This is a genomic window from Falsiroseomonas sp. (genome assembly GCF_041690465.1).
Taxonomy (GTDB): Bacteria; Pseudomonadota; Alphaproteobacteria; order Acetobacterales; family Acetobacteraceae; genus Falsiroseomonas.
Map to the genome: position 1 here is coordinate 17,281 of NZ_JAWLHG010000047.1, position 20,247 is coordinate 37,527.

Consider the following 20,247-nt stretch of genomic DNA (forward strand, 5'->3'; position numbering starts at 1 on the left):
GCCTCAGCCACGCTCCGTGAAGGGGAAGATGCGATCCGTCGGCACGTGACGGTAAGGCAGCGTCGAAAGATCGGCCGGCCCCCAGTCGGGCGTGTCCACGATCATGATCTCCTCGGCGAGAGGCTCGTAGACGGCGCGGAAATGCGTCTTGGAGCGCAGGACGATCACGCCGAAGTCGCTGGCCTTCATGCCGAACTGGATGAAGCAATCCTCGTCGATCGCCGTCTTCTGGGCGGTGGTCACCCAGACCGTGATGTCGCCGGCCTGGATCACGGCATTCGGCCCGAGGTCCACCTTGTTCCCCCTGCCCATCGGGCCGGTGGTGCGGTAGGACTTCTCGCCGGCGAACAGGATCCTCCCCTGCAGCCGCACAGGCCCGCCGGCGCGGTCGGAGGAATGGCCACCGACATCGATGCTGACCTCGGCGCCCTCCCCGGCCCGCACCGCCTCCGCCGCCGCCTTCGGATCCCAGAGATACGGCACGGCGACGCGCACGCCGTTGGTGCGGCCCATCAGCGCGTGCAGCACATGGGTGGAATCGTTCACCCGGTCGGCATGCTCGAGGATGACGACGGGCTTCGTCGCGGTGCGGGCGCGCTGCAGCGCCTGCGCGACACCCTCCTCCAGCCCATGCACCAGTTCCCGATGCACGAGCGCGTGGCGCTCGGCCCAGATGCGGTCGCTCAGCTTCTTCGCCGCCGCCTGCGCCGCCTCCGCCGAGCCGTCGGCGACCGCCAGAACCGAGAAGCCGCAATTCGGCACATCGGCATAGGAGAAGCCGGCGAAGACCGAGACGTCGAGGAAGCGCGGCGATTCCTTCGTCATGCGGATGGACTCCGCAACGATGTCGGAGAGTGGCGCCAGGCCGGTGGCGCTGAAGATGCTCGGCACCATCACCCCGGGCTTGAGCAGCGCGCAGACCGGCTTGATCTCGCCGCGCAACATGCGGATCAGGCAGCCTGCCGCCCGCTCGCCGGTCTCGCCCATGTCCACATGCGGCGAGTAGTGATAGCCGAACACGGCATCCGCCTGTTCGAGCAGCGAGGCATCGATATTCGCGTGGTAGTCCAGCGCGATCACCAGCGGGGTCTTGCGGCCGATCACGGCCCGCACCCGCTCGGCCAGTTCCCGATCGGGGTCCAGTCGCGTCGGCGTCGCCATCGCGCCATGCAGGTTCAGCAGCACGCCGTCCAGCTTGCCGGCCGCCTTCAGCCCGGCGCAGATCCGGTCACTATAATGCACGAAGGCGTCGTCGGCGGCCGGGCCGGCAGCGCCGCCTTCCGCGCGCAGGATCGGCACCAGCTCCGCGCCCTCGCGCTCGCACACCGCGATGAACCCGCCCGGCACAGTGTTGGTACCGCGGTAGCGCTCCAGCAGGCCCGGACCGGAGGATTCCGTGCGCCGGAAATCCTCGATCGTCGTCTCGATCGGCAGGAAGCTGACGGATTCCAGGCTGAGCCCGGCGATGGCGATGCGCATGCGGTCCTTCCTCATCTCTTCTTGGCGTCGGAGGCGGTCAGGTCGCGCGGGTCGAGCATGTCCCGCAGCGAGTCGCCGACCATGTTGAAGGCGAGCACCGCGAGCGTCAGCGCGATGCCCGGCAGGATGGCCAGGTGCGGCGCGTCCAGGATGTTGGCCACGCCGTCGCGGATCAGGTTGCCCCAGGAGGGATGCGGCGGCTGCACGCCGAGCCCGAGGAAGGACAAGCTCGCCTCCTCCCGGATCGCGCCGGCGATGGACAGCGTGGCCATGATGATCAGCGGCCCGAGAATGTTCGGCAGCACGTGGCGACGCAGGATGTGCAGGTCCGACGCGCCGAAGGAGCGTGCCTGGGAGACGTATTCCAGGTTGCGCACCACCAGCGTCGAGCCGCGCGCGAGCCGCACGAAGATCGGCACATGGGAGATGCCGATCGCCAGCACAAGCACCAACGTGGAGGCGCCGAGCAGCGCCACCACCATAAGCGCCAGCAGCAGCGAAGGCAGGGCAAGCATGATGTCCACCACCCAGCCGACCGCCCGGTCTACCCAGCCCAGGTGATAGCCCGCCAGCATGCCGATCGGCACGCCGATGGCAATCGAGACGCAGACCGACAGCACCCCGATCAGCAGCGCCGGCCGCGCACCGTGAATGATCCGGCTGAGCAGGTCGCGCCCGAACTCGTCGGTGCCCAGCCAGAACGCTGCGCTGGGCGGCTCCGAAGCCCGGATGATGTGCTGCGCAGTCGGGTCGTAGGGTGCGATCCAGGGGGCGAGCAGCGCGACGAGTGCGAAGAGCACGATGAACCCGCTGCCGATCGCCGCCGCCGGGTCGCGCCGCAATGTACGCAGCAGCGCCGCGCCGATGCTTGGCGGCGTCTCCGCCGCGGCTTCCGCAACGGGCTCGAGCTCCGGCTCCCGCAGGGCGGCGGCGTCACTCATACTTCACCCGCGGGTCGAACAGCGCATAGCTGAGGTCCACGAGCAGGTTGACCGTGGTGATGATGAAGGCGAACACCATCAGGCCCGACTGGATCAGCGTGTAGTCGCGCTGCGCGATGGCGCCGACCAGCAGCTTGCCCAGGCCGGGGCGGTTGAACACCGTCTCGGTCAGCACGGCGCCGCCCAGGATGGTGCCGGTGTAAAGCCCCATCGCGGTGATCACCGGAATCATGACGTTCCGCAGCACGTGCTTGTAGTGCACCACGCTGTCCGGCAGTCCCTTCGCGTAAGCCGTGCGCACCCAGTCCTGCCCAAGCGCCTCCAGCACCGCCGAGCGGGTGAGGCGCGTGATGTAGGCCCCCTGGATCAGGCCCAGGCTGAGCGCCGGCAGGATCAGCTTCTGGACATGCTCCTCCCAGCCACCGCCGCGGATCGAGTGGATGATCGGTGTCCAGCCAAGCCAGACGGAGAACACCAACAGCAGCACGATGCCGAGATAGAAGGCCGGGAAGGAGAAGCCGGCCAGCGCGAAGACCCGGCCGACATAATCCACCCAGCTGCCGCGCCGCACCGCCGTCCAGACGCCAAGCGGCACGCCGATCAGCGCACCGACCGCCAGCGAGGCGAAGGCGAGCGTGAAGGTGAAGGGGAAGACCGCCCAGATCTGCTCGGCGATCGGCTCGTTGGTGATGAGCGAACGCCCGAGGTCGCCGCGCAGCACACCGGAGAAGAACTCCAGGTACTGCACCGGCAGCGGCCGGTCGAGGCCGCTGCGGGCGCGGAAGGCGTCCAGCGCTTCCTGCGAAGCCTGGTCGCCCAGCACCACCTCCGCCGGGTCGGCCGGCACCAGGCGCATGGCGAGGAACACCACCGTCGCCACCGCCCACATGATGACCACGGCCGAAAGCAGCCGCTTTGCCGCATAGGCCCACATGCCGGCGCGCCCTTCCCTGCGCTGCTAGGCGAGCACCCGCGTCTTCTCGGAGAAGGTGTAGAATGACCAGCTCTTCTGCTCATGCCCGAGGTCGAGCTTCGGCGAGCGCGCCATGGCATAGGCGCGCGTGAACAGCGGCATGGACATCGCCTCCTCCAGGATCTTGCGCTGCACCGTCATCCACAGCGCCTTCTGCTTCTCCGGGTCGGTCTCGAAGCGCGCCGCCTCGATCTCGGCATCCGCGCCGCGGAAATGCGAGAAGTTGGTGATGGCGGTCGGTGTGCCGACGATGGCCGAGGAGTGGTAGAACTGGTCGAAGTAGAGCCGCCCCGTCAGCGGATAGCGATAGGCGCCGTAGATCACCACCGGCGCCACGTTCTCGCGGATCAGGCGGTGATAGGTCGGGTGGTCCACCACGCGCAGTTCCAGGTTCACGCCGACGCGCTTCCACTGCTCCTGGATCACCTGCATCGGCGGCGAGTAGATGGCGTTGTTGCTGACAGGCGTGCTGAGCGTCAGGCCGCCACCATGGCCTGCCTCGGCCAGCAGCGCCTTGGCGCGGTCGGGGTCGAAGGGATAGCGCGGCACGTCGGAGGTGTGGCCGACATAGCCGCTGGGCAGCGGGCTGTATTCCGGCTGCGAGACGTCGCGGCCCAGGAACTGCAGCAGCTCGTCCCGGTTGGTGGCGTGCGACAGCGCCTTACGCACGCGGATGTCGTCCAGCGGCTGCATGCTGGTGTTGAAGTGCAGCGTGAACATGTTGGCAGGCGAGGTCAGGTCCACCACCATGCGCGCGCGGCGCAGGCGGTCCACCGCATCCTGGCGGGCCGGGATCTCGATGGCATGCAGCTCGCCGCCGCGCAGCGCCAGCTCGCGCGTGCTGGCGTCCGACATGAACTGCACGATGATGCGGTCCAGCACCGGCTTGCCGCCCCAGTAGGCGTCGTTGCGCTCCAGCGTGAAGCTCTCGCGCGGGCGGTATTCGGTGCTCTGGAACGGACCGGTGCCGACCGGGCGAGTGCGCAGGTCCACGCCCTGCTCCACTGCGCGTTTGCTGACGATGAAGCCGGCCGCATAATCCACCAGCAGGCCGACGAAGTTGGCGTCCGGGTTCTTCAGCGTGATCCGCACGGTGTGCGGATCCTGCGCCTGCACGGTCTCGATCTCGGAGAGGGTGTTGCGGAAGGGCGAGCCCGGCTCGCGCCCGCGCACGCGGTCGAGCGAGAACACCACGTCGTCCGCGGTGAACGGCCCGAAGCCGTGATGCCATTCCACGCCGCGGCGCAGGTGGAAGGTCCAGCTCTTGCGATCTGGCGAGGATTCCCAGCGCTCCGCCAGGCCGGGCCGCAGCCCCTCGCCGGCGACCAGGCCCTCCGGGAACAGCAGCAGGCCTTCATAGACCGAGCGCGTCACCGGCTGCTCGCCGACCCCGATCGAGAAGTGGGGATCCACGGTGCGGATGTCGTCCACCCCGACCGCCACCCGCAGCACCTGCGAGGATGCGAGCCGCGGCTGCTGTGCCTCGGCGCGTGGGATCCCGAAGAGTGCCCCGCCCAAGGCGAGCCCGGTGCTACCCGCCAGCATGTCTCTCCGCTTCATCCTCACCTCCCGTTTGTCATGCGCCCGTCCTGGGCTGCTGGCGCACGGGCGTCAGCCGCCCGCGCGGATCTCGGATTGAGGTGCTGCGTGCCCCGCCTTGCGGCGCGGCCATCCCAGTAGGCGCCGCGCGCCCGCAGCAGCGCCTCCTTCTTCTCGAGTGCCATGGCGGCCTCGTGGCCCGCGCGGATGAAGACCTTCGTCGCGAGCGCCTGGACGAGGGCGGTGGCGGCAACAATGGATTGCAGGAAGGCCGGGCTGCCATTCCCGACGACGAACGAGACATCCGCCGCACGGGCGAGCGGCGAGAACTCGACGTCCGTGACGGCGATGATCCGCGCGCCGGAAGCCTGCGCGAGCTCGACGGCCGTGATCGTCTCGGTCGAGTAGGGCTCGAAGCTGACGGCGAGCAGCACATCGGCCGGTGCGATGTCCAGCAGTTCCGGCCCGAAGCTGCCGGCCCGATCCTCCAGCAACACCCCGTTCGGGCGGAACAGGCTGTAGGCGTAGTGGAAGCAGCAGCCCACCGGATAGCAGCTGCGTCGCGCCATCAGGAGCACCCGCCGCGCCTCGATCAGCAGCGACACGGCCGCATCCAGCCGGTCGCCGACATCGCCGCCCAGCGTGCGCTCCAGGTTCCGCGTCTCGGCGGTGAGCAGGTCGGGTGCGAAGCCACGGCCCTGCCCTGCCCCGTCGCGAGCCTGCAGTGCGCGGCCACGATGGCTGAACGGGACGCTCCTGGTGTTGTCGCGTACCCGGTCGCGGCAGATCCCGCGCAGGGCGTCGTAGTCATCCAGGCCGAGACGCCGGGCCAGGCGCAGCATCGTCGCCGGGGCGACGCCTGCCTGCTCGGCGATGCGCCGCATGGAATGCATCGCGACCTCCGCCGGATGATCGACAACGAACCGCGCCGCCCGCTGGAGCTGCCCGCTCAACCGGTCGAAAGCCGCCTCGATCCGTCCCTCCAGTGTCAGGCCAAGCATCGCCCGCACCAATCTCCCCCTTTGACCTGGCAAGCCTAGGCGCGGTTCGGGAGGACATGCAACATTCGTTTCCTTTCGCTGCATCGTGAACCAAACGCATCGCACCGTCGCGTCACATGCAGCGGCACACCGCCAGGCAGGATCGAGATGATGAGCCCTCGCCCCAGCACCTCCGAAGTCGCTGCCTCCGTTGCGGCACAGCGCCATCTCGCCGGCAGCTTTCTCGACGAGCTTCGCGCCGGCACGCGCGATGGGCCCGGCGTCACCCGCGCAGCCTATGGCGACGGCGAGGAGTTCGCGCATGCGCTGCTCGCCCGATACGCCACCGATCTCGGGCTGGAGGTGACGCGCGATGCGGCCCTCAACACCTACGTGACGTGGCCGGGACGCGATCGCGCGGCACCCGCGCTCGCCATGGGCTCCCACCTCGATTCCGTGCCGCAGGGCGGGAACTTCGATGGCGCCGCAGGTGTCGTCGCGGGCCTGGCTGCGATCGCGGCACTGCGTGGGCTGGGGCTCGGGCGGCCCAGTTGCGACATCATCGTGATGGCGATCCGCGCCGAGGAGAGCGTCTGGTTCCAGCTCTCCTACACCGGCAGCCGCGCAGCGCTCGGCATGTTGCCACCGCAGGCCCTGTCAGCCCGGCGGACCGACACGAACCGCAGCCTCGCCGAGCACATCGCGGCGCTCGGCGGCCATCCGGAGGCGCTCTCGGGATCATCGCCGCCCCTGCCGCCCGGCCGCATCGGCGCCTTCGTGGAACTGCATATCGAACAGGCGCCCAGCCTGGTCGAGGCAGGCCTGCCGATCGCCATCGGCACGGCGATACCTGGCAATTTCCGGCATCCAAGCGCCTGCGTGATCGGCCAGCAGGGACATGTCGGGCTGCCGCGCCGGTTCCGCCACGACGCCGCCCTGGCGGCAAGCGAACTGGCCCTCGGCCTCGACGCGATCTGGCAGGAGCATGAGGCGGCACGCACGCCGATGGCCGTCACCATCGGCCGCTTCCACACCGATGCGCGCAGCCACGGGATGACCATCGTGCCGGGTCGCTTCGACTTCAGCCTCGACATCCGTGCCTACGACGAGGCGGTGCTCACCGGGCTGGAGACGCGGCTGCACGAGCTGATCGCGGGCATCGAGGCGCGCCGTGGCGTCCGTTTCGAGCTCGGCCCGCGGACATCGGCGCCGATTGCCCGCGCCGACCCTACGATCCGTGCGGCGCTGGAGGCGGGCGCTCGCGAGCTCGACCTCTCGTGGTGCTTGCTGGAAAGCCCCGCGTCGCACGATGCCGCCGCGTTCGCCGCCGCCGGGATTCCTACGGGGATGGTCTTCGTGCGCAACGCCAACGGCAGCCACAACCCGTCGGAGCACATGGAGCTCGACGATCTGCTGACCGGCATCGCGGTCCTGGCCCATTGGGTGAGAGGCGTCGGCTTCGTCGCGTAGTCCGCTCCAAAGTCGTCCGGAAGCCAGCTCGCTGGAGAGCGTATATGGCGCCTGTGGGATGAGGACGCGCAGCATCAGCAGCGGGCGGTGTCGCGAAGGTGATGGAAAATCGCTGCGCCGTCTCCGGCGGGCTGACGGTATCGGTTCAGGCGACGAGGTCATCACGCATGCACCGCGCCGGCGCGCGGGTCGAACACCAGGAGGTCGGCGATGTCCGCGGCGACCCGCACCGGGGGTGAAGGCTCGTTGCTGCTGCTCAACGCGTGATTCCAGGGGAGGAGGATTGCAGGGAAGGCAGGGTGCGGCGCCGGCCTCGTGGAGCGACCGCCACGACGCCATCGCTTGCATGCTGCTTGCCTGCAATGCCAACATCCCACGCGGTCCCTCCGCCCAGCTGCGGAAGCCGACCGACAGGGCAGGAAGAGAACCACGCGAAGGAGACTCAGGTGATGATGCGCAAGCTGCTCGGCGCCGCGCTCGCGGTGCTCCTTCCGGCAATGTTCACGGCTGCGACAGCACAGGATCTGCCGCGGCTGCAGTTCAAGGTGATCGGGCTGAACAGCCCGACCGTCGCCTCCTCGGTGGACGAGATCCCCTTCTGGCGGGAGACGATCCCGCGCGCCTCGAACGGTGCGATCACGGCGGACATCACGCCGCTCGACCAGATGGGCATCGACGACCGGACCATGCTGCGCCTGCTCAGGCTCGGCGTGATGGATTTCGCGGGCATGGACATCTCGAAGATGGCGGGCGACGATGCGCGCTTCGAGGGCTGCGACCTGGCGGGCATCACGCTGGACGTGGATCGCGCGCGTGCGGCCTGCGAGGCCTGGCGGCCGATCATCGACCGGCAGATGCAGCGGAACTGGAACGCCAAGCTGCTGGCCTTCGGCGGCAACCCGCCGCAGGTCTTCTGGTGCCGCGACGTGGTCAGCGGGCTGGACGGACTGCGCGGGCGCAAGATTCGCGTGTTCAACAACACGATGCGCGACTTCCTGCAGGGCATCAACGCCACGGCGGTCAGCATGGCCTTCGCCGAGGTGGTGCCTGCCCTCAACAACGGTGTGGTGGACTGCGCCGTCACCGGCAGCCTGTCCGGCAACACGGCCGGATGGACGGAGGTGACGCGCTCCATCTATCCGATGTCGCTCGGCTGGAGCATCAACGTGCTGGCCGTGAACCTGAACACCTGGAACCGGCTCGACCCCCGCGTGCAGGCCTTCTTCCTGGAGCAGACCAGGGCCTATGAGGACCGCATGTGGAACACGCTGCGCGAGGCGACCGCGCAGGCCGACAACTGCAACACCGGGCAGCAGCCCTGCACGCTCGGGCGCCCTGCGAACATGACCATCGTGCCCGTCCGGCCCGAGGAGGAGGCGCAGCGGCGGCGCCTGGTGGAAAGCGCCGTCCTGGCCAACTGGGCGCGGCGCTGCGGCGCGGAGTGCGCAGGGGAGTGGAACGGCACGGTCGGCAGGACCCTCGGCCTGACCGCCCCGGTCCGCTGAAGTACAGCAAATCGGGGAGGCCCGACGCGTGATCGCCGGGCCTGCCCACCCGTCCCAACCCGTTCCTACGGGAGGCGCATGCGCTCACTCCTTGCAGCCGCCCAGGGCTTGGCCCGCTCGGGGCTGTGGTTCGGCGGCGCACTGATCCTGCTTGCCGCCGTGCTGATCGGTGTTGATGTCGCCCTGCGCAAGCTGTTCGTAACCTCGATCGGCGGCGCCGACGAGCTCGCCGGTTATGCGCTGGCCATCGGAACCAGCTGGTCACTTGGCGCGGCGCTGCTGGACCGCGCCCATATCCGGATCGACAGTCTCTACATGCTGCTCCCCTCGCGGCTCCGCACGGCACTCGACCTCATCGGCCTTCTTCTCTTCGTGGGTTTTTTCGCCTTGGTCGGCTGGCACGGCATCGGCGTGCTGCAGCAATCCTGGGCCTCCGGCTCACGCAGCCAGTCGGCGCTCGAGACACCGCTCATCGTCCCGCAGGCAATCTGGCTCGTCGGGCTCGGCATCTTCGTCGCAATCGGGGTGATGCTGTTCCTCGCCGCCGTCGGGCGGCTGCTCGCCGGCGACCGTGCCGCCGCCGGGCGTCTGATCGGCACCCGGTCCGCCCAGGAGGAGGTGGAGGAGGAGATGCGCGCCGCAGAGGCGCGCAGGGCGGCGGCCGGCCCATGATCGCAACGACGCTCCTGATTCTGCTCGGGCTTCTGGCGGCTGCGGTGCCGGTGGCAGCGGCGCTCGGCACGCTCGGCCTCGCGCTCGACCAGATCTACGGCCGCTTTCCGCTCACCCTGGCGATGGGGGAGCTGGCCTGGTCCACCTCCAACTCCTTCCTGCTGGTCGCGATCCCGTTCTTCGTGCTGCTTGGCGAGATCCTGCTGCGCTCCGGCATCGCGGAACGGATGTATGCCGCGCTGGTGCAGTGGATGCCCTGGTTGCCAGGAGGGCTGATGCACTCGAACATCGTCTCCTGCGGGCTGTTCGCGGCGACATCCGGCTCCTCCGTCGCCACGGCGGCGACCATCGGCACCGTTGCGCTCGGCGAGGTGGAGCGGCGCGGCTACAACGAGCGCCTGTTCCTGGGCACCATCGCCGCCGGCGGAACGCTCGGCATCCTCATTCCGCCCTCGATCAACATGATCGTCTATGGCGTGCTGACCGAGACCTCGATCCCGCAGCTCTACCTGGCAGGCCTGCTGCCCGGGGTGGTGCTGACCGTGCTGTTCAGCCTGACGGTGCTGGTGGCCTGCCTGCTGCGCCCAGGCCTCGACGGCACGCGCGTGGAGACGAGCTGGGAAGGGCGCTGGCGCTCGCTGCCGGACCTGCTGCCGCCGCTCTTCATCTTCGCCGCGGTCATCGGCTCGATCTATGCAGGCCTGGCCACGGCGACGGAATCCGCCGCGCTTGGCGTGCTTGCCGCGCTGGCCGTCGCGGCCTCGCGGCGGCGGCTGACGCTGCAGGTGCTGCGGGCTGCGCTCGAGGGCACGATGCGCACGACGGCGATGATCATGGCGATCCTGGTCGCCGCCTATTTCCTGAACTTCGTGATCACCTCCATCGGGCTGACCGCACAGGTGAACCGCGCCATCACCTCGCTCGGCCTGTCGCCGATCGAACTGCTGCTTGTGGTGGTCGCCTTCTACCTGATCCTCGGCATGTTCATGGAAACGCTCTCGATGATGGTGGCGACGGTGCCCATCATCGCGCCGCTCCTGGTCAAGGCGGGCTTCGATCCGGTCTGGGTCGGCGTGCTGATCATCCTGCTGATGGAGACGGCGATGATCACGCCGCCTGTCGGGATCAACCTTTATGTCGTGCAGGGGCTCCGTCCGCGCGGGCGCATCGACGATGTCATCATCGGCGTCGCGCCCTTCGTGCTGACCCTGATGCTGATGATTGCCGTCCTGATCCTCTGGCCGGGCCTCGCGCTCTGGCTGCCGCGCGCCGCCGCCGGCTGACGGCCGGCGGCGGGGCGTCCTACCGCCGTTCGAGCAGGATGTTGCGCGCGGCGTCGAGGCTCGCCTGCCAGCCGGGCAGCACCAGGCATGTGGCGTCGTACTCCTCGACGATGAGCGGACCAGTCCGCGGCGCGGACAGGTCGGAGCGGCGGATCACCTCGGCCTCGGTCCAGCCCTGCTCCGGCCCGAGATAGATGCGCCGCGGCGGCACCGCCGCCGCTTCGGCCCGGCTCGGCGTTCCGCCCGTGGGCTGGCCATCCCCGGCGCGGACGCCCTGGCCGACGACCTGGATCGAGACCAGCTCCACCGGCTCCTCCGCGCCCGCGCGGTGACCGTAGGTGCGCTCATGCTCCTCGCCGAAGGCCTCCTCCAGCGCGCGGACGGAGCCGGCGGTCAGCGGACCGTCGGGCACCGGCACGGTGAGGTCGAAGCTCTGGCCGTGGTAGTGCAGCGCGGCCGAGCGGCGCAGCCTCGCTTCCGCGCCGGTGAACCCTTCCGCCGCGAGCTGGTCGAGGGCCTGCCGCGCCAGCGCATCCCAGACGGCGTTGACCTCGCCGATGTCCATGCGGCGCGTCAGCCGGCGCAGGCTGCGCGAGTAATGGTGCTCGACATCCGCATAGAGCAGTCCGAAGGCCGAGAAGAGGCCGGGCGAGGGAGGCACCACCACCCGCGTCATGCCGAGCGCCTCCGCCATTCGGCAGGCGAAGAGGGGGCCGTTGCCGCCGAAGGAGAACAGCGCGAAGTCGCGCGGATCGCGGCCGCGTTCGGTCGAGACGGCGCGGATGGCGCGGATCATGTTCGAGACGGCGATGAGATGCGCGCCGAAGGCGGCGTGGGCGAGTTCCAAGCCGAGCGGCCCCGCGACCCGATCCTCGAACACCGAACGGGCCTTGGCGGCGTTCAACCGCACCGCCCCGCCGACGAGATGTGCAGGGTTCAGATAGCCCAGGATGACGTTGGCATCGGTGACGGTCGGCTCGGTGCCGCCCATGTCGTAGCAGACCGGGCCGGGCGAGGCGCCGGCGCTTTCCGGTCCGACCTGCAGCGAGCCGCCGGCATCGATCCGCACCAGCGAGCCGCCGCCGGCACCGACCTCGGCCAGGTCGATCGCCGGCACCTTCAGGAGGTAGCCGGCGCCGGTCAGCAGGCGCGAGCCGACCATGATGCCGCCGCCCACGGAGTATTCGGTGGCCCGCGTCACCTCGCCCCGCTCGACGGTCGCCGCCTTGGCCGTGGTGCCGCCCATGTCGAAGGTGATGACGTCGGGCAGCCCCTTCGCGCGGGCGAGCGCCTGCGCCCCGACAACGCCAGCCGCCGGGCCGGATTCGACGATGTGCATCGGCTTGGCGACGGCAGCCTCGGCGGTCATCAGCCCGCCATTCGACTGCATCAGCAGCAGCCGCGCCGGCACGGCCGCGCGGTCCAGCCCGCCCCGCAGCGATCGCAGGTAGCGCGCGACGATCGGCATCACATAGGCGTTGATGACGGTGGTCGAGGTGCGCTCGTATTCCTTGATCTCCGGCAGCACCTCGGAGGAAACCGAGAGCGGCAGGTCGGGCGCGCGGGCACGGACAATCTCCGCGATCAGCTGCTCATGCGCCGGGTTGGCGTAGGCGTTCAGCAGGCAGACGGCGATCGCCTCCACCCCCTCGGCGAGCAGCGCCTGCGCGACCTGCTCGGCCTCGGCCGGGTCGAGCGCGCGCTCAATGCGGCCCTGCGCATCCACGCGCTCGTCCACCACGCGCCGCAGGTAGCGCTCGACCAGCGGTGCGGGCTTCTCCCAGGCGATGTCGTAGAGGCGGGGCATGCGCAGCGTGCGGATCTCCAGCACGTCGCGGAAGCCCTTGGTGGTGATCAGGCCAGTGCGCGCGCCCTTCTGCTCCAGGATCGCGTTGGAGGCGACGGTGGTGCCATGGCGGATTTCCTCGATCGCCTCGCCGGTCACGCCGGTTTCGGCAAAGAGCTCGGCCAGGCCCACGACGATGGCGCGCGCGTAATCATCCACGCTGGAGGAGATTTTCTTGGTGTGGATCGTGCCATCGGAGCCGAGCAGCACGATGTCGGTGAAGGTGCCGCCGATATCCACGCCAACGCGCCAGGTGACGGTCATCTGGCTCACTCCGCAGCCTGGGCGGGCAGCGGATCCGTCCGCTGCACCTTCGGTGTCGCGGTCCAGGCCCGCCGCTCGCGCAGTTCCGCGCGCAGTCGCACGGTCTCCGCCGCGTCCACCATCCGCGAGGCGGTGTCCAGGACGACGCCGTAATCGGTCCGTGCCCGCTCCGGCGAGAGCAGCTCGTTGCGTACGTCCTTCAGCACCTTCGCCGGATCGCGCTCCAGCGGATCGCCCCAACCGCCGCCACCGGCGAGCACGTGCCGGAACACCTCGCCGCGCCGGATCGTCATCGTCAGCTTCGAGGGCACCAGGCGGTTTTCCCCATCCGGGTCCATGCGGTTCTCCGATGGCGCGCCGGGGCCGCCGCCATAGAGTCCGAAGGGGCGGTGCACGCGCCGGTCGGAGCGGACCTGCAGCACGCCCTCCTCCTCCATGAAGCGGTAGTCGCGCCTGAAGGGCACGCCGCCGCGGAAGCGCCCGGCGCCGGCGCGATCCGGCACGAATTCGTAGGCGAGCAGCTGGATCGGCTGCTCCGCCTCGGTGACCTCGATCGAATGGGACGCCATGTTCGCCATCATGTGGCTGTTGCCGTCCAGGCCATCAGCCCAGGGCCGTGCGCCCCAGGCGCCGCAGGTGAAGTCCACATAGATGAAGGGCGAGCGGTCCGCGTGGTAGCCGCCGATCGAGATGCCCGTGTTGCCGCCGTCGCCCGCCGCGAAGACCTTGTCGGGCAGCATCATGGCGAGCGCGCCGAAGATGCAGTCCGTCATGCGGAAGCCAGTGAGCCCGCGCGCGGCGCAGGCGGCGGGCAGCACCCCGTTTCCGACGGTCCCGGGCGGACAGACCACCTCGATGGCGCGAAACACGCCCTCGTTGTTCGGGATGCCCGGCGGCAGAACCGACCTGACACCCGTGTAGGACGCGGCCTTGGTGAAGGACAGCGTGTTGTTTATCGCGCCCTTCACCTGCGGGTTGGTGCCGGTCCAGTCCACCAGCATGTGCCCGCCCTGCTTGCGCAGCGTGACGAACAGCCGGATCGGCTTGCCGTAGTCCACGCCGTCATCGTCGATCCAGTCCTCGAAGGACCATTCGCCGTCGGGCAGATCCGACAGGGCGGCGCGCGTCAGGCGCTCGGCATAGTCGATCACCTCCTGCATATAGGCCTTCACCGTCTCGGCGCCGTAGCGGCCGACGAGCTCGGCGAACTGGCGCTCCGCGATATGGCAGGCGGCGAGCTGCGCACGCAGGTCGCCGAACAGGCGTACCGGCAGGCGGACGTTGCGCTCGATGATGGCCATGATGGCCTCGTTCCGCCGGCCCGCCTCGTAGAGCTTGAGCGGGGGGATTCGCAGGCCCTCGGCGTAGATCTCGGTGGAATCGGAGGCGTTGGATCCGGCGACGCGCCCGCCGACATCGGTATGGTGGCAGATCGTGGCGGCGAAGGCGAGCCGCTCTCCCGCGTGGTAGAGCGGCTTGAAGATGAAGATGTCCGGCAGGTGCATGCCGCCTTCGAAGGGATCATTCATGATGAAGATGTCGCCTTCGCGGATATCGTCGCCGTAGCGGCGCATCACCGCCTCGAGCGCGGTCGGGATCGAGCCGAGATGTCCGGGCAGCGTCAGCCCCTGCGCGACCAGCTTGCCGTCGGCGTCCGCGAAGGCCGTGGAGTAGTCCATGTTGTCCTTCAAGACGCCCGAGTAGGTCGTGCGGAACACCGTCAGCGCCATCTCGTCCGCAATGGAGAAGATGGCGTTCTTGAACAGCTCGAAGGCTATCGGATCTCGTGCCGTGGCCATGGTCCGTCGGTGCTCCCCGTCTCCCCGCGCCGGGCCTCGGCGGCTGACGCCGTCCGATCCTCATACAGCATAGCCCGGTCGTGCAAGCCGTGCCCGACGCCGCCTGTTCGCGAACGCCTTTGAGCGAGAGCACCAGGAAGGCCGTTGCGGCTCACGCTGCCGTCAGCGAGCATGCAGCGGCTGGCGCTGCCCCGGGGCCAGCTACGCAAGGATGGAGAGGCCTTTCATGCCGGACGTCACGAAGGTTGCGCTCGTCACCGGCGCCTCGCGCGGGATCGGGCGAGAGGCGGCGCTTGCACTGGCCGAGCGTGCCTTCACCCTGTTCCTCGCGGCAGAAGGCACTGTCGAAGAACTGGCCGTAGTGGAAGCGGAATGCCGGGCACACGGTGCGCCCGATGCCGCCTGGGGCGTCTTCGATCTTGGCACTGCCGGGGTGGCGGAGCGCATGGTAGCCGCAGCACTCGAGCGGTTCGGCCGCATCGACGTGCTGGTGAACAATGCCGGCATACGCTGCCGGAAGGCCTTCGGCGAGTTCACCCGTGAGGACTTCGCCCGGCTGATTGAAGTCAACCTCGCGGCCGCGTTCTTCGCCAGTCAGGCGGTGCTGCCTGCAATGCGCCGCCAGGGGGGCGGGCGGATCATCCACGTCGCGAGCCAGATGGGGAGTGTGGCCGCCGAGGAGAACGCGCTCTACGGCAGCGCCAAGGCCGCGCTGATTCACCTGGCGCGCAACATGGCGTTCGAGTTGGCGCGCGAGGGCATCCAGGTGAACGCGGTGAGCCCGGGGCCCATCGCCACCGCGTTCAACCTGGAAAGCTATGGTCGGCAGCCGGGCAAGATGGAGACGATGATCTCCCGCGTGCCCGCCGGGCGAATGGGGCGGCCCCGCGAGGTGGCCGAGGCGATCGTCTTTCTCAGCACTGCGGAGGGCGCGTTCATCCAGGGTCACGACCTCGTCGTGGACGGCGGCTACAGCATTCACTGAGGCACGCGCCGCGCACGTGACCTGCCGGCAGGAGCGGCGCTGACCGACCGGCCACGCCCACCAGCTCGTCGTGGTGAAGGGCTTCGGCGGCGGTGGCGGAGGCGATCCGCCGTGGGGTGGTCGGCTTTGACGCGGTGAAGCAGCTCGTGGTGGAGCGGATCGAGGGGCAGCCGCCGCGGCTCGACCCGCAGGCGTACTCGTCTCTGCCGAACGCGACGGTGCGCGCCACCTCGGCGGCCGAGCCGCCGCAGGTGCTGCTCGCCCGTCATCTGAAGCAGCTCACGCTGCCGGCCATCGCCACCGGCCCTACGTTGAGCGTCGCTGTCCATACCGGTCGCGCAGGCTGCCGACAGGCGAGCTGCGCGCAGAAATCGACCGAAAGGGCACAATTGCAGCCACAACGGCGACCGCCGACCGCTTAGACCCCTCGACTGCGTCATCCAGGCGCTGACACCGTTGCAAATGCTGCCGGATCGCCGATACGCTCGTTCTCAAGTGGTCGGATCGCTCGGCCATAAGGGGAATGTCGAAGGAAGGCTGGTCGGCATGCCCGCGCGCGCATTCCGCGGCGGGGTGAACTCCGGATTATCGGTGCGGCGCGGGCATCGCTACCCGCCGCCGATCATGGATGCCAGCGTAGTCGTGGGGACACCGGGATGACACAGCATATCGGCCGCTCGCGCGAGGAAAGCACGCCGACCTGGCCGGCGCGCCATCATGCGCCGAAGGGGGCGCCGAACATCGTCGTGATCCTGATGGACGACATGGGCTTCTCCGATCCCGGCTGCTTCGGCGGCGAGATCGAGACGCCCAACATGGACCGGCTGGCGCGGGAAGGGCTGCGCTTCAACCACTACACCACGCATCCCATCTGCTCGCCGGCGCGTGCGGCGATGCTCACCGGGATCAACGCGCATGCCGCGGGCACTGGCTGGCTGTCCAACAACGATGCCGGATATCCCGGCTATCGCGGCGAGATCCCGCCGGACTGCGCGACCCTGCCGGAGACGCTGCGCGCGTCCGGATACGCCACCTGCGCGGTCGGCAAGTGGCACAACACGCCGACCGCGGATTGCACGCCGGCCGGCGACAAGCGTTCCTGGCCCTGCCAGCGCGGCTTCGACCATTTCCACGGCTTCCTCGAGGGCGAGACGCATTTCTTCTTTCCCACCGCGCTCACCGCCGGCAACCAGGTGATCCCCGTCGAGGCCTATCCACGCGACTACTACGCGACCGATGACTGGATGACGCAATCGTTGCGCTGGCTGACCGACCTGCGCGCGCACTCACCCGACAAGCCCTTCTTTCTCTACGTCGCCAACAACGCCCCGCACGCGCCCCTGCAGGCGAAGCCGGCGGATCTCGCGAAATACCGGGGCCGCTACGACAGCGGCTGGAGCGCGCTGCGCGAGGCGCGCCACAAGCGCCAGATCGAGATGGGCCTGATCCCGCCGGACACGAAGCTGCCCTCTTCCGATCCGCGAGTCGCCGCCTGGGAGAAGACCGACCCCGCCGACCGCGCGATGCTGGCGAAGCACATGGAATGCTACGCGGCGATGATCGACTGCGTGGACCAGAATATCGGCCGCCTGCTGGAACATCTGGACGAGATCGGCGAGCGCGAGAACACCATCATCCTCGTCACCTCCGACAACGGCGCCACCGATGCCGGCGGCCCCACGGGGATGTTCAACAACAACCGCCGCTACATGGGCCTGCCGCCGCCCCCGATCGAGGTGGAGCGCGGGACGGCGCATGACCTTGGCAGCCCGCGTAGCGCCAGCCTCTATCCCACCGGCTGGGGCGAGATGTGCAACGCGCCGTTCCCTTCGTTCAAGACCTACACCGGCGCGGGCGGGCGACGGGTCTCCTTTATCCTCTCCTGGCCGAAGCGCATCCACGATACCGGCGCGATCCGGCAGCAATTCGTCCATGTCACGGACATCATGCCGACGCTGCTGGACTGCGCCGCGGCGCCGACGCTCGATCAGGTGAATGGCAAGCCGGCGCGTCACATGGACGGTCGCAGCTTTGCCGCGCTGCTGCGCGATCCCGCGGCCGCATCGCCGCGGCACGAGCAGTATTACGAATGCTGGTCCAACCGCGCGTACTACCGCGATGGCTGGCTCGTACGCTCCATCCAGAAGCGCGGCGCCGAGATCGACTGGAACAACTGGACGCTGCACGACCTGACGCGCGATTTTTCCGAGTCGACGGACCTCGCGCCGGAGCATCCCGAGAAGCTCAAGGAACTGGTGGAGGCCTTCGACACGGCGGCCTGGTCGAACCAGGTCTACCCGCTGGACAATCGCGACCGGCTCGACAAGTTCCGCGACCTCGCGCCGGAATTCGCCGCGCGAGCCGACCAGCCGCGGCGCTTCCTGCCCGGCGCGGATACCGTGCACCGCTTCGACACCTTCCCGCTGATCAGCGACCGCGATTACGCCATCACCGTGCGTGCCGCCTATCGCAGGGGCGACCAGGGCATCCTCTGGGCGATCGGCGACCCCACCGGCGGGATGGTGATGTGGGTGGAAGGCGGCAGGCTGCACTTCCACTACAACGGCTTCGGCGAAACGACGGAACCTGTCTCTGTCCCAATGCCCGAAGGGGATTCGACCATCGCGTTCGAATACCGCGCGCATGGTCAGCGGCAGGGCGAGGGAAGGCTTGTGATCGACAGCTGGGAGGCGACGCCCTTCACGCCGATGTCGCCGACCATGGTGTTTTACGGCGTCTTCGAAGGGCTGGATGTGGGGCTGGACCGGCGCGGTCCGGTGCTGTGGGCGCTGTATGAGCGCCACGGCGCCTTCCCCTACTCCGGCCGCATCCGCGACGTCACCATCACGCCCGGCAAACGCGCGCCACGCTGAACCAGAAAAGGGAGAATACGCCATGCTTCGCCGCCACTTCACCACCCTTGCCCTCGGGGCGCTCGCCACGCCGGCGCTCGCCCAGGGTGCGGAGGCCTGGCCCACTCGACCGGTGCGCTTCGTAGCGCCCACCGCCGCGGGCGGCGCGCTCGATCGCGTGGCCCGCTTGCTCGCACAGCAACTCTCGGACCGCTTCGGGCAATCCTTCCTGGTGGAGAATCGCGGCGGCGCGGCGGGCGTGCCGGGGATGGACATCGTCGCGAAGGCGCAGCCCGATGGCTACACGCTGCTGTTTGCCGCGGCGCCGATCGCGCTGAACACCGCACTCGGCATGCGCCTTCCCTATGACGTGGGTCGCGACTTCGCGCCGGTGAGCCTCGTCGCCTCGATTCCCGCGCTGGCGGTCGTGCATCCGACGCGGCCGGAGCGCTCGCTGTCCGATGTGATCGCCGCGGGCAAGACACCTGCCGGCTTCAACATGGCGGTGCCGAATGTCGGCGCAGTCACGCATCTGATGGCGGAGGTGCTGCGCGCGAAGAGCGGGCCGGGCTTCACCGTGGTCGCCTATCGCGGTGCTGGCCAGGCGATCCAGGATGCGCTCTCCGGCCAGGTACATGGCTTCTACGATGCGCTGGTGCCGACCGGCGCGCATGTGGTGGGCGGGCGCCTCCGCGGCATCGCCATCGGCTCGCGCCAGCGCCATCCGATGCTGCCGGATGTCGCAACGGTGATCGAGCAGGGCATGCCTGAACTGCTGGGCTCCGGCTTCTACGGAATACTCGCCCCCGCCGGCACGGACCCCGCCATCCAGCGCAAGCTGCATGCCGGCATCGTCGCCGCGATGGGCGAGGGCACGGAACTGCGCACGCGGCTGATCGCACAAGGCTACGAGGTGCATGCCAGCACCCCCGCCGAATACACCGCCTTCATCCAGAACGAGATCACGCGCTGGACACCGGTGGTCCGCGCGGCGGGCATCAAGGTGGAGTGACGCAAGGCGCAGGAGCCCGCGCTCCGCGCACTCCTGCTACCCCCCGTCGGGCAGCGCGGCGCCGCTCCAGGCGGCGATCAAGGCAATCATGCTCGGCGCCCGCGGAGGCCTCCAGGCTTCCGAACCGCAGGCGGTCCTGCTTCATGACGGCATCCGCGCTTATGACGACTCATGGCACCCGCCGCTTCGCCACGGCCTCGCTGGTCGCAGCCGGCAGGGCAACGCAGTCCGCCCCGCGGCGAAGGGTGCCGCCGAGCGCTCTCCGCCCATCGCGTGCAGCCGGCGCGCCGCCACGCCCTTGCCCGCGCCGCTCTCCCCGGTCAGCAGCACCGTGGCCTCCACCGGCGCAACACGTTCGAGGCGCGCCCTGCAGGGCGAGCATGGCCGCGGGTCGCCAACCCGCGGCGTCCAGTACGGCGCCGGGATCGTCCGCATCCGACGTGCTACGGTCCGCGCGCGCGAAGGCGGCCAGCTTATCGAGCACCCGCTGCGCCGGGAATGATCGGCCCCCATCGGGTGGTCCGCTGTGAATGTTAGATGTTTGGTCCCGTGGTCCTGCCCCCTGCTCTGGTCCGGGGGCTACGCAACTCGTCGGGCTGTTCGAGCCTGCTCGGCGAACGCCCGCGGGGTCAAGTTCCGCAGTGACC

The 20,247-nt window shown here is 69.2% G+C and carries 16 protein-coding genes; 8 read left to right on the plus strand and 8 right to left on the minus strand.

What is annotated here, in order from left to right:
* Positions 1-3: 3 nt before the first annotated feature.
* From ACESM1_RS26265 to ACESM1_RS26285, 5 genes are read right to left on the minus strand one after another with little or no spacing between them, the layout of a single operon-like run.
* Positions 4-1,479, minus strand: a complete 1,476-nt coding sequence (locus tag ACESM1_RS26265; protein ID WP_372624190.1) for a M81 family metallopeptidase — start codon at positions 1,477-1,479, stop codon at positions 4-6.
* A gap of 11 nt (positions 1,480-1,490) precedes the next feature.
* Entirely contained in the window at positions 1,491-2,420 is a 930-nt protein-coding gene (locus ACESM1_RS26270) for an ABC transporter permease (protein ID WP_372624191.1), read from the minus strand.
* Positions 2,413-3,354 (minus strand): ABC transporter permease, encoded by a 942-nt coding sequence (locus ACESM1_RS26275; RefSeq protein WP_372624192.1) that lies wholly within the window; start codon positions 3,352-3,354, stop codon positions 2,413-2,415. Before ACESM1_RS26275 ends, ACESM1_RS26270 begins: the two co-directional genes overlap by 8 nt.
* Positions 3,355-3,378: 24 nt before the next feature.
* Positions 3,379-4,953 carry an ABC transporter substrate-binding protein gene (locus ACESM1_RS26280; protein WP_372624193.1) on the minus strand — a complete coding sequence of 525 codons (1,575 nt, stop codon included), beginning with the start codon at positions 4,951-4,953 and terminating at the stop codon, positions 3,379-3,381.
* A gap of 2 nt (positions 4,954-4,955) precedes the next feature.
* Entirely contained in the window at positions 4,956-5,933 is a 978-nt protein-coding gene (locus ACESM1_RS26285; RefSeq protein ID WP_372624194.1) for a MurR/RpiR family transcriptional regulator, read from the minus strand.
* A gap of 150 nt (positions 5,934-6,083) precedes the next feature.
* Here ACESM1_RS26285 and ACESM1_RS26290 point away from each other — a divergent pair, with 150 nt between their 5' ends.
* From ACESM1_RS26290 to ACESM1_RS26305, 4 genes are all read left to right on the plus strand, one after another.
* The gene (locus tag ACESM1_RS26290; RefSeq protein WP_372624195.1) at positions 6,084-7,382 is read left to right on the plus strand and encodes a hydantoinase/carbamoylase family amidase; all 1,299 of its coding nucleotides are present in this window, start codon (positions 6,084-6,086) and stop codon (positions 7,380-7,382) included.
* Positions 7,383-7,831: 449 nt separating this feature from the next.
* On the plus strand, positions 7,832-8,887 hold the full coding sequence (locus ACESM1_RS26295) for a TRAP transporter substrate-binding protein (RefSeq protein ID WP_372624196.1): 1,056 nt from the start codon (positions 7,832-7,834) through the stop codon (positions 8,885-8,887).
* Between the two features lie 78 nt (positions 8,888-8,965).
* Positions 8,966-9,559: a TRAP transporter small permease subunit gene (locus ACESM1_RS26300; protein WP_372624197.1), complete on the plus strand. Its 594-nt coding sequence runs from the start codon at positions 8,966-8,968 to the stop codon at positions 9,557-9,559.
* Positions 9,556-10,842, plus strand: a complete 1,287-nt coding sequence (locus ACESM1_RS26305; protein ID WP_372624198.1) for a TRAP transporter large permease — start codon at positions 9,556-9,558, stop codon at positions 10,840-10,842. The genes ACESM1_RS26300 and ACESM1_RS26305 overlap by 4 nt, the downstream gene beginning before the upstream one ends.
* A gap of 19 nt (positions 10,843-10,861) precedes the next feature.
* On the opposite strand, the gene ACESM1_RS26310 is transcribed toward ACESM1_RS26305, so the two are convergent.
* Positions 10,862-12,952 carry a hydantoinase/oxoprolinase family protein gene (locus tag ACESM1_RS26310; RefSeq protein WP_372624199.1) on the minus strand — a complete coding sequence of 697 codons (2,091 nt, stop codon included), beginning with the start codon at positions 12,950-12,952 and terminating at the stop codon, positions 10,862-10,864.
* Between the two features lie 5 nt (positions 12,953-12,957).
* Complete coding sequence (locus ACESM1_RS26315; protein WP_372624200.1) at positions 12,958-14,751, minus strand: hydantoinase B/oxoprolinase family protein; 1,794 nt, start codon at positions 14,749-14,751, stop codon at positions 12,958-12,960.
* A 226-nt stretch (positions 14,752-14,977) separates the two neighbouring features.
* Between ACESM1_RS26315 and ACESM1_RS26320 the strand changes: the two genes are divergently transcribed.
* The 4 genes from ACESM1_RS26320 (at position 14,978) to ACESM1_RS26335 (ending at position 19,600) form a co-directional block, all read left to right on the plus strand.
* A complete protein-coding gene (locus tag ACESM1_RS26320; protein ID WP_372624201.1) occupies positions 14,978-15,736 on the plus strand; it encodes an SDR family NAD(P)-dependent oxidoreductase in 759 nt (252 codons plus the stop codon).
* Between the two features lie 92 nt (positions 15,737-15,828).
* Positions 15,829-16,158 carry a hypothetical protein gene (locus tag ACESM1_RS26325; protein ID WP_372624202.1) on the plus strand — a complete coding sequence of 110 codons (330 nt, stop codon included), beginning with the start codon at positions 15,829-15,831 and terminating at the stop codon, positions 16,156-16,158.
* 234 nt (positions 16,159-16,392) lie between these two features.
* The gene (locus tag ACESM1_RS26330) at positions 16,393-18,609 is read left to right on the plus strand and encodes an arylsulfatase (protein ID WP_372624203.1); all 2,217 of its coding nucleotides are present in this window, start codon (positions 16,393-16,395) and stop codon (positions 18,607-18,609) included.
* Positions 18,610-18,631: 22 nt separating this feature from the next.
* Positions 18,632-19,600 (plus strand): Bug family tripartite tricarboxylate transporter substrate binding protein, encoded by a 969-nt coding sequence (locus tag ACESM1_RS26335; protein ID WP_372624204.1) that lies wholly within the window; start codon positions 18,632-18,634, stop codon positions 19,598-19,600.
* 159 nt (positions 19,601-19,759) lie between these two features.
* Here ACESM1_RS26335 and ACESM1_RS26340 read toward each other — a convergent pair whose 3' ends face one another.
* Positions 19,760-20,113, minus strand: coding sequence for a sigma 54-interacting transcriptional regulator (locus ACESM1_RS26340; RefSeq protein ID WP_372624205.1), 354 nt, complete (start codon positions 20,111-20,113; stop codon positions 19,760-19,762).
* Positions 20,114-20,247 lie beyond the last annotated feature (134 nt).

What these genes read in the sequence shown, in the direction of transcription:
- ACESM1_RS26300 (WP_372624197.1), top strand. Translation starts at nt 8,966, where the DNA reads ATGCGCTCACTCCTTGCAGCCGCCCAGGGCTTGGCCCGCTCGGGGCTG.
- ACESM1_RS26310 (WP_372624199.1), bottom strand. Translation starts at nt 12,952, where the DNA reads ATGACCGTCACCTGGCGCGTTGGCGTGGATATCGGCGGCACCTTCACC.
- ACESM1_RS26340 (WP_372624205.1), bottom strand. Translation starts at nt 20,113, where the DNA reads ATGGGGGCCGATCATTCCCGGCGCAGCGGGTGCTCGATAAGCTGGCCG.
- ACESM1_RS26270 (WP_372624191.1), bottom strand. Translation starts at nt 2,420, where the DNA reads ATGAGTGACGCCGCCGCCCTGCGGGAGCCGGAGCTCGAGCCCGTTGCG.
- ACESM1_RS26305 (WP_372624198.1), top strand. Translation starts at nt 9,556, where the DNA reads ATGATCGCAACGACGCTCCTGATTCTGCTCGGGCTTCTGGCGGCTGCG.
- ACESM1_RS26320 (WP_372624201.1), top strand. Translation starts at nt 14,978, where the DNA reads ATGCCGGACGTCACGAAGGTTGCGCTCGTCACCGGCGCCTCGCGCGGG.
- ACESM1_RS26285 (WP_372624194.1), bottom strand. Translation starts at nt 5,933, where the DNA reads ATGCTTGGCCTGACACTGGAGGGACGGATCGAGGCGGCTTTCGACCGG.
- ACESM1_RS26290 (WP_372624195.1), top strand. Translation starts at nt 6,084, where the DNA reads ATGAGCCCTCGCCCCAGCACCTCCGAAGTCGCTGCCTCCGTTGCGGCA.
- ACESM1_RS26315 (WP_372624200.1), bottom strand. Translation starts at nt 14,751, where the DNA reads ATGGCCACGGCACGAGATCCGATAGCCTTCGAGCTGTTCAAGAACGCC.
- ACESM1_RS26280 (WP_372624193.1), bottom strand. Translation starts at nt 4,953, where the DNA reads ATGAAGCGGAGAGACATGCTGGCGGGTAGCACCGGGCTCGCCTTGGGC.
- ACESM1_RS26295 (WP_372624196.1), top strand. Translation starts at nt 7,832, where the DNA reads ATGATGCGCAAGCTGCTCGGCGCCGCGCTCGCGGTGCTCCTTCCGGCA.
- ACESM1_RS26265 (WP_372624190.1), bottom strand. Translation starts at nt 1,479, where the DNA reads ATGCGCATCGCCATCGCCGGGCTCAGCCTGGAATCCGTCAGCTTCCTG.
- ACESM1_RS26275 (WP_372624192.1), bottom strand. Translation starts at nt 3,354, where the DNA reads ATGTGGGCCTATGCGGCAAAGCGGCTGCTTTCGGCCGTGGTCATCATG.
- ACESM1_RS26330 (WP_372624203.1), top strand. Translation starts at nt 16,393, where the DNA reads ATGACACAGCATATCGGCCGCTCGCGCGAGGAAAGCACGCCGACCTGG.
- ACESM1_RS26335 (WP_372624204.1), top strand. Translation starts at nt 18,632, where the DNA reads ATGCTTCGCCGCCACTTCACCACCCTTGCCCTCGGGGCGCTCGCCACG.